This window comes from Leptolyngbya sp. FACHB-671, from assembly GCF_014695745.1.
Lineage (GTDB): Bacteria > Cyanobacteriota > Cyanobacteriia > Elainellales > Elainellaceae > JAAUTN01.
On record NZ_JACJOV010000053.1, the window covers coordinates 24,269 to 31,451 of the forward strand.

7 protein-coding genes are annotated in these 7,183 nt (G+C 48.2%); 3 read left to right on the forward strand and 4 right to left on the reverse strand.

What is annotated here, in order from left to right; all coding sequences use genetic code 11:
- The first annotated feature begins 64 nt into the window (after positions 1-64).
- The gene (locus tag H6F93_RS05240) at positions 65-265 is read left to right on the forward strand and encodes a hypothetical protein (RefSeq protein WP_190679598.1); all 201 of its coding nucleotides are present in this window, start codon (positions 65-67) and stop codon (positions 263-265) included.
- A gap of 465 nt (positions 266-730) precedes the next feature.
- The gene (gene hetR, locus H6F93_RS05245; protein ID WP_524537897.1) at positions 731-1,660 is read left to right on the forward strand and encodes a heterocyst differentiation master regulator HetR; all 930 of its coding nucleotides are present in this window, start codon (positions 731-733) and stop codon (positions 1,658-1,660) included.
- A 184-nt stretch (positions 1,661-1,844) separates the two neighbouring features.
- Here hetR and H6F93_RS33835 read toward each other — a convergent pair whose 3' ends face one another.
- From H6F93_RS33835 to H6F93_RS05265, 4 genes are all read right to left on the reverse strand, one after another.
- Positions 1,845-2,153 carry a hypothetical protein gene (locus tag H6F93_RS33835; RefSeq protein ID WP_242042571.1) on the reverse strand — a complete coding sequence of 103 codons (309 nt, stop codon included), beginning with the start codon at positions 2,151-2,153 and terminating at the stop codon, positions 1,845-1,847.
- A gap of 117 nt (positions 2,154-2,270) precedes the next feature.
- Positions 2,271-3,041, reverse strand: a complete 771-nt coding sequence (gene hisF, locus H6F93_RS05255) for an imidazole glycerol phosphate synthase subunit HisF (RefSeq protein ID WP_190679599.1) — start codon at positions 3,039-3,041, stop codon at positions 2,271-2,273.
- Between the two features lie 203 nt (positions 3,042-3,244).
- Positions 3,245-4,318 carry a glycosyltransferase family 4 protein gene (locus H6F93_RS05260; RefSeq protein WP_190679600.1) on the reverse strand — a complete coding sequence of 358 codons (1,074 nt, stop codon included), beginning with the start codon at positions 4,316-4,318 and terminating at the stop codon, positions 3,245-3,247.
- Between the two features lie 235 nt (positions 4,319-4,553).
- The gene (locus H6F93_RS05265; protein ID WP_190679601.1) at positions 4,554-4,745 is read right to left on the reverse strand and encodes a hypothetical protein; all 192 of its coding nucleotides are present in this window, start codon (positions 4,743-4,745) and stop codon (positions 4,554-4,556) included.
- Positions 4,746-4,789: 44 nt separating this feature from the next.
- Between H6F93_RS05265 and H6F93_RS05270 the strand changes: the two genes are divergently transcribed.
- Positions 4,790-7,027: a DEAD/DEAH box helicase gene (locus H6F93_RS05270; protein ID WP_190679602.1), complete on the forward strand. Its 2,238-nt coding sequence runs from the start codon at positions 4,790-4,792 to the stop codon at positions 7,025-7,027.
- The last annotated feature ends 156 nt before the right edge of the window (positions 7,028-7,183 follow it).

The following is a 7,183-nucleotide window of genomic DNA, read 5'->3' on the forward strand; positions in this document are numbered from 1 at the left end:
TTTTCCTGATTCACTCTAGAAACTTCCGTATCAAGAACTAGAAACTCTGAGACGGAAACTTCCCATGTCCATCCTCGCCTCTGTTATTTCAGCAAGTCTTCTGCTAGCTGTAGTGGCTGCCAGTTCTAAAGAAGATAACTGCGACTCCTCCCACATTATGCCATCTTTGGCTGCTCTAGAGAATCAATCTGTTGCATCTGAGCGTCCTCAAGTCCAACTCTTTCATCGGGGCAGCGGACGCAGAGACACAGCTCAATGCGCTTAACACATGCTAACTGATTGTCAGTCAGCCTAGCATTTGTCCAAAAACTTCCTAAATAGTTCGTCGTTCTCCCTTAATCTAGGAATAAGTTTTGTCAGAGATGCGGAATTTATTGACGCAATTAATTTCTCTCTGTGAGATATTTGTCTCTGCCAAAACAACTCAGTTGAAATACCGTGAAAAGGGATACATCAATGTCTGCCAGGTCAGGGTCAAAAATTCTATCCTGTTAGAGAGCGACCTTAAACTGCCTTTCATTTACGCTAAGGGTGCCAGAGCAACTGATCTGCTGTAGATCCATCTTGCCTTAAATGCGAATTGGTTTTCTGCCCATTTCTGAGCAAAAAAAGCCAATTTAAGTGAGTAAGATCAGTGCCTAACGTTATCGGGATGATTTAAGCTAAGGATGCTTTGACGGTTAATCTGCCTAGCTACAGAGGCAGAAGTTAGCTTAAGTCAATCAATTCATTGTCCACACACTGCGCGATCGCCTTTAAGATGAGCAACGACATAGATCTGATCAAACGCCTCAGCCCTAGCGCCATGGATCAGATCATGCTTTACCTGGCATTTAGTGCCATGCGAACCAGTGGACATCGACATGGTGCCTTCCTGGACGCAGCCGCAACTGCCGCTAAGTGCGCTATCTACATGACCTATCTAGAGCAGGGGCAAAACCTGCGGATGACCGGTCATCTTCATCACATTGAGCCAAAACGGGTCAAGGTGATTGTTGAAGAAGTGCGGCAAGCATTGACCGAGGGCAAACTACTAAAAATGCTTGGCTCCCAAGAGCCACGCTACTTGATTCAACTGCCTTACGTTTGGCTAGAGCAATACCCCTGGCAGCCCGGACGGGCTAGAATCCCAGGAACTAGCCTCACGTCGGACGAAAAGCGTCAGATTGAAGAGAAACTACCAGACAATCTGCCTGACGCACAGTTGATTAACTCTTTCCAGTTCATGGACATCATCGAGTTTCTGCACACGCGATCGCAAGAAGATGTGCCAGCAGACCGCGCGATGCCCTTGAGTGAAGCGTTGGCAGAGCACATCAAGCGACGGCTGATTTACTCTGGCACCGTCACTCGGATTGACTCACCCTGGGGAATGCCCTTCTACGCGCTGACCCGTTCCTCTTACTCTCCAGCAGATGAGGAAGAACGCACCTACATCATGGTGGAAGACACAGCCCGTTATTTCCGCCTGATGAAGGACTGGGCAGATCGCCAGCCCAAAGTCGTGAGAATTTTAGAGGAATTAGACATTCCGCCTGAACGCATCGACCAGGCACTAGAAGAATTAGACGAAGTGATTCGAGCCTGGGCAGACCGCTATCACCAGGCTGGTGGACACCCATTCATTCTGCAAATGGTGACGGGCCCGAAGGGAGAATAGAAACTCTCTAATCTACAACTCTCAAGTCCGAAGGTTGAAACGCTGGTTTGAAAGCTCAACCTTCAGGAAAGAAAAACACCTCTAAACATTCATGTGGAGCAGACCTCTTGTCTGCTCCACATTGACGTAAAAGCTTGGTTGAATCTAAAAAACTCGGTTGTCCGTACTCCAGCCCTCTAATACATCAGGAACGGGGACGGAGCTCAGGATAGCCATCATTGAGAACAGCACTCAAATCGACCGTCCAAATTGAATCATCAAATTGTGCCTGAGATTCTAGAAACTGATCGTGCAAGTAGGCATGCTGAGCCATCTGGGACATATAACCCACGTAGTGACCCATTAAGAAATAGACAGCCATCATCGCAGCAGCAGCAGCAGAGACCAGAAAGCCAGCAAGCATCAAAGAAAACTCGCGGCTTTCGACTGCCTCTTGCATTAGATGCAAGGCCCAGGCGACTAGACCAATGACAACAATCAGAATAAAGAACATCTAAAGAACGTAAAGTGTAACGAAATGTAATACTTTACGTATTGTAACAGCTTCTCATGGAAGTGTCCTCCTTTTGGCGGAAGACTTGTTAAGAAGCCGGTTCTGAAAATGCAGACCTTATGTTAGGCGGACAGGAACTTGATTAGCTTGCAGATGATGCTTGATCTCAGCGACGGTAAGCTGTCCATAGTGCAACAGTGAGGCTAGCAAAGCGGCTTCAGCTTTTCCTTCGGTGAGGGCGGCGTGAATGTGTTCGCAGTTGCCCGCTCCCCCTGACGCGATTACGGGAATTTGAACCTGGTTGGCGATCGCCTTGGTCAACTCCAAATCATAGCCAGCCTGCGTTCCGTCTGCGTCCATGCTGGTTACCAGCAGTTCTCCAGCACCCCGACGCGCGACCTCAGCAGCCCAAGCGATCGCATCCAATCCTGTATTTTCTCGCCCACCCCGGACAAACACATCCCAACCCGGATTAGCAGGATCAGTGCGACGACGGGCATCGATCGCCACCACAATGCACTGGTCGCCAAAGCGATCGCTGGCTCGGTCGATGAGCTCTGGGTCACGCACTGCCGCCGAATTAATGCTGACTTTATCGGCTCCGGCTCTTAACAATTTTTTAATTGTTTCTAAGGATTGAATGCCACCTCCCACCGTCAGCGGAATAAAAACCTGTTCCGCAGTTCGGTAAACCACGTCATAGATGATGTCGCGATCCTCGTGGGTTGCAGTGATATCGAGAAACACTAGTTCATCTGCCCCTGCCTGGTTGTATGCCTGCGCTAGCTCCACTGGATCGCCAGCATCGCGCAAATCGACAAAATTAACGCCTTTAACTACCCGTCCGGCTTTGACATCCAAACAGGGCAAAATTCGCTTGGCTAGCATTCTTCTTCCTTAAGCAACAAATCAACAATCATCTTCTCAAATCAAAAGGGTTTCTGCATAAACCACTTTTTGAAGCGCAGCAGGTCTAATACCGATTTAAATAGATTTCACGACATATCAACTCCTTGTAAGGGCGAATGGCCATTCGCCCCTGCGGGCATCTGCATCCTTTTCAAATCAAATTGGTATAAGTTGCGCCAAAATCAACAAAATTGCTGAAGCACCTCAGCAGTCCGTTGCCCAGTTTTTTCCCAGCTAAATTGACTAGCTCTAGCTAAACTCGCCGAACGAAGTTGCGATCGCACTCCCGCATCCGAAGCAACCGTTTGCATTGCTTCTGTGATTTCAGCCACTTCATAAGGATTCACCAGAATAGCTGCATCGCCTGCCACCTCTGGTAAAGAAGACACATTGGAAGTAATCACAGGTGTTCCGCAAGCCATTGCCTCTAAGACGGGTAGCCCAAATCCTTCCCACAGGCTGGGAAAAACGAGGGCGATCGCCTGATTAATCACCTTAGGCAATTCTGCATAGTCAACGTAGTTCAAAAACTTGACCTGAGCAGAGAGATTTAAGTGGTCGATTTGAGCAATGAGTTGAGGGGTGTAGCGCTTATCAGTTGGTCCTGCTAGCCACAGTTCGTAGTCCTTACAAGTTGGCAAGGCAGCAAATGCAGCAATTAAGCGCTGAAGGTTTTTATAGGAATCGCTGCGACCCAAGTAAAGGAAATAATTGCGGGTGGGTAAATCCAAGAACCGAAAGTGCTCAGCATTGTGGGCAAGGAGGATGGGCGTAATTTTTTTGGCTGGAATTTGAAAGAAGTGAGTTAAATCCTCAGCCGTCGCAACAGAATCACAGATCAAATGCTGTGCCTGCTGCAAAACCTGGGGCACGTAATAACGGTAATAGGGGATCAGGGGAGAAAATTGTTTAGGAAATCGAATCGGAATCAAATCGTGAACTGTGACGACGAAGCGACAGTTCGTAAATAAAGGAGCTTCTGGAATAGGGGAGAAGATCAGGGGCGATCGCCACTCCTGATAAATCTTGGGCAACTGCTGCTGGGTCCAAATTAGTCGTTTGAGATGCCCTCGAAACCCTTGCTCTGCGGTTTGTCCCGCTGGAATTGGATAGCACTCTTGCCCTTCGACCGTTTGAGCCGTAAGGAGTAAAGGATTGAGTGACTTTAAGTGAGACAAAAGGTTTAACGCATAAGTACTCGTACCTGTAGGACGAGACAGCAAAAACGCAAGATTGACTAATAGCTGGTGAGTCATTTCTAAGAAATACTACGCTTTTGAAAAGGAGCTCCTCGGGTGTTGGATTTCGTATCTCTACCCCAACCTACAACTTAGAGACATTCAGTTAGACGGTAAAACCGTGGGTTGGGTGGAGTAGAGTGAAACCCAACGCTTTAAACTTGCAGCGCTACTACAATTCAGAAACAGTTCAGTTAGGGAAACCAGGACAGAACTAACTGAATTTGGCATTTTAGAAGATCCATAAATTAATCTAGAAAGCATTCTTCACTTGATCGAAGTAATTTGCCTGTTTTTCTTCTGCACAGAATAAACGAATATTATTTGGCTTGCCGCTCATACCACGAGAGTCATAATCGACCAATATTCCATCCATCATGAAGAAATCATGTTGACGAAAACCAGTCAAAATTAAACTTTGACTAAAGTGCTGGCTAGTTAACATGCTCTATCGTACTGCTCGATGCATAACTCATGAGATAGCTGCAAATGTCTTCCTCCGATCGCTCCATCTCCTCTGGATTTGACCAACTGCATGAACGGGTGCAGCGCTGGATTTGGCAGCAACAGTGGATGGAGTTGCGCGATATTCAGGAACAGGCGATCGCCCCCATTCTTTCAGCCCAACGCGATGTAATTCTCTCCGCTGCAACCGCAGGCGGCAAAACAGAAGCGGCATTTCTGCCCATCTTTTCCAAGTTAATGGATGAGACTGGCAGCGGAATTCAGGTTCTCTACATTAGTCCGCTAAAAGCCCTGATCAACGACCAATATCGTCGCCTTTCTGCAATGGGAGAACTGTTGGAGATTCCCATTCACCCCTGGCACGGAGATATTGATGCAGGGCGAAAGCAACGAGCGCTCAAGCATCCGTCTGGTGTAGTGCTGATTACGCCAGAGTCTTTAGAAGCGCTTTTTGTGCGGCGCGGATACGAACTGGCGGGAATCTTTCAGGCATTGCGATATCTCGTGATTGATGAACTGCACTCTTTTATTGGTGCAGAGCGAGGCAAACAACTGCAAAGCCTGATGCATCGAGTGGAGCAAGTTGCAGGACATGCCGTTCCTCGCATTGGCTTGAGTGCGACGCTAGGCGATATGGGGCTGGCAGCAGAGTTTATCCGTTCTGGTGAAGGTGAGAAGGTCTTGCTGATTCAACCGGAGGACGATGAAGGACAGGAACTCAAGATTCAGGTGCGCGGCTATCGCGAACTTGCCCCCGATCTCTTTGACTTGGAGGATGAGGAAGAAACTGAAGTCGATACAGAAGCAACTAAAACTGCTGAATCCAGAGATAAGTCAGACATTGCAGCCCATTTGTTTAAGGTGTTGCGCGGTACAAACAATCTCATTTTTATTAATCGTCGGGCTGATGTGGAAGCATATGCCGATCGCCTGCGTCGATTATGTGAACAGCAAAAACTCCCCAATGAGTTTTTACCCCATCACGGCAGTCTCTCTAAAGATTTACGGGAAGAGGCAGAGCAAGCGTTGAAGGGCGATCGCCCCACTACCGTTGTTTGCACCACCACGTTGGAAATGGGAATCGACATCGGTTCTATGACCTCGATTGCTCAAGTGGGTGCGCCTTTTTCGGTCACCAGTACTCGTCAGCGGTTGGGGCGATCGGGACGGCGAGAAGGCGATGCGGCAATCATGCGCTTCTACATTTCAGAGCCAGAAGTGACACCTTACACTTCTCCTCAAGACTCACTGCACCCTGAACTGATGCAGGCGATCGCCATTGTCAATCTGCTGCTAGAGCGCTGGTGTGAACCACCTATCGTGAGTAAACTGCATCTCTCAACCCTGATTCAACAGGTTTTATCACTCATTGCTGAAAGAGGAGGTGTGAGAGCAAAACAGGCATGGGAAACACTTTGCCAGAAGGGAGCTTTTACCGCTGTTGATCAGGCTTTATTTATTCAACTGTTGCGCTGTTTGGGAGCGCAAGATCTGATTCAGCAAACTCAGGAAGGGTTACTTCTTCTGGGTTTGAAAGGGGAAAAACTAGTGAATCACTACAGTTTTTTCACTGCCTTTCAAACGCCCGAAGAATACCGCATCGTGACTCACGGCAAAACATTAGGCACCTTGCCCGTTGAATATCCTTTAACTGAAGGACTTTACCTAATTTTTGCTGGACACCGCTGGCGCGTTTTGGCAGTCGATCAGGAACGTCGCATTGTCGATGTAGAACGCGCTGCTGCTGGACGCGTTCCCAGTTTCAGCGGCAATCGCGGCTGGATTCACGATCGCATTCGAGAGGAAATGTACAGGCTCTATGTTTCCAAAGAAGTGCCAATCTTTTTAGATGCGATCGCCCACGATCTGCTTAGCGAAGCCAGAACTAACTTCAATCGCTTTCACCTTGCAAATACACCTTTGTTATCCAACGGGCAGCAAACACTATTGTTTTGCTGGAAAGGCGACCTGGTGATGAATACAATCCTGGTGCAGCTCCAAGCAAAGGGGTTGCGGGTGGGAAGGGATGCGATCGCCCTCACTATTGAAGAGACAACGCCTGCGAAGGTGTTGAAGGAATTGAGGGCGATCGCCGCTAAACCTCCCGTCAATCCTGTTGTGCTAGCTGCAACGGTGAGAAACAAGATCAGCGAGAAATACGACCCGTTTTTGAGTGAAGAATTGCTCTGCCAAAACTATGCATCCAGTTACCTCGACACGCGAGGAGCGTGGGCTACGATTTCGGAGTTGGTTTCAAACTAAGAACTAATATGGAATCCGTTTCGTAAAGAAGCGCTGTTTGGTGTAGATACTGTGCATGTAGGTTGAAGTCAAGCAGGTTGAGGAGTTATGTCAGTTTGGGGTCAAAGGGCTTCTGCGAATGCAAGACCCCGAAGACCCAACGAATGACCTTGTGCA

Excerpts from the sequence above, each read along its gene's own strand:
- H6F93_RS05240 (WP_190679598.1), top strand. The coding sequence starts at position 65 with ATGTCCATCCTCGCCTCTGTTATTTCAGCAAGTCTTCTGCTAGCTGTA.
- H6F93_RS33835 (WP_242042571.1), bottom strand. The coding sequence starts at position 2,153 with ATGTTCTTTATTCTGATTGTTGTCATTGGTCTAGTCGCCTGGGCCTTG.
- hisF (WP_190679599.1), bottom strand. The coding sequence starts at position 3,041 with ATGCTAGCCAAGCGAATTTTGCCCTGTTTGGATGTCAAAGCCGGACGG.
- H6F93_RS05260 (WP_190679600.1), bottom strand. The coding sequence starts at position 4,318 with ATGACTCACCAGCTATTAGTCAATCTTGCGTTTTTGCTGTCTCGTCCT.
- H6F93_RS05265 (WP_190679601.1), bottom strand. The coding sequence starts at position 4,745 with ATGTTAACTAGCCAGCACTTTAGTCAAAGTTTAATTTTGACTGGTTTT.
- H6F93_RS05270 (WP_190679602.1), top strand. The coding sequence starts at position 4,790 with ATGTCTTCCTCCGATCGCTCCATCTCCTCTGGATTTGACCAACTGCAT.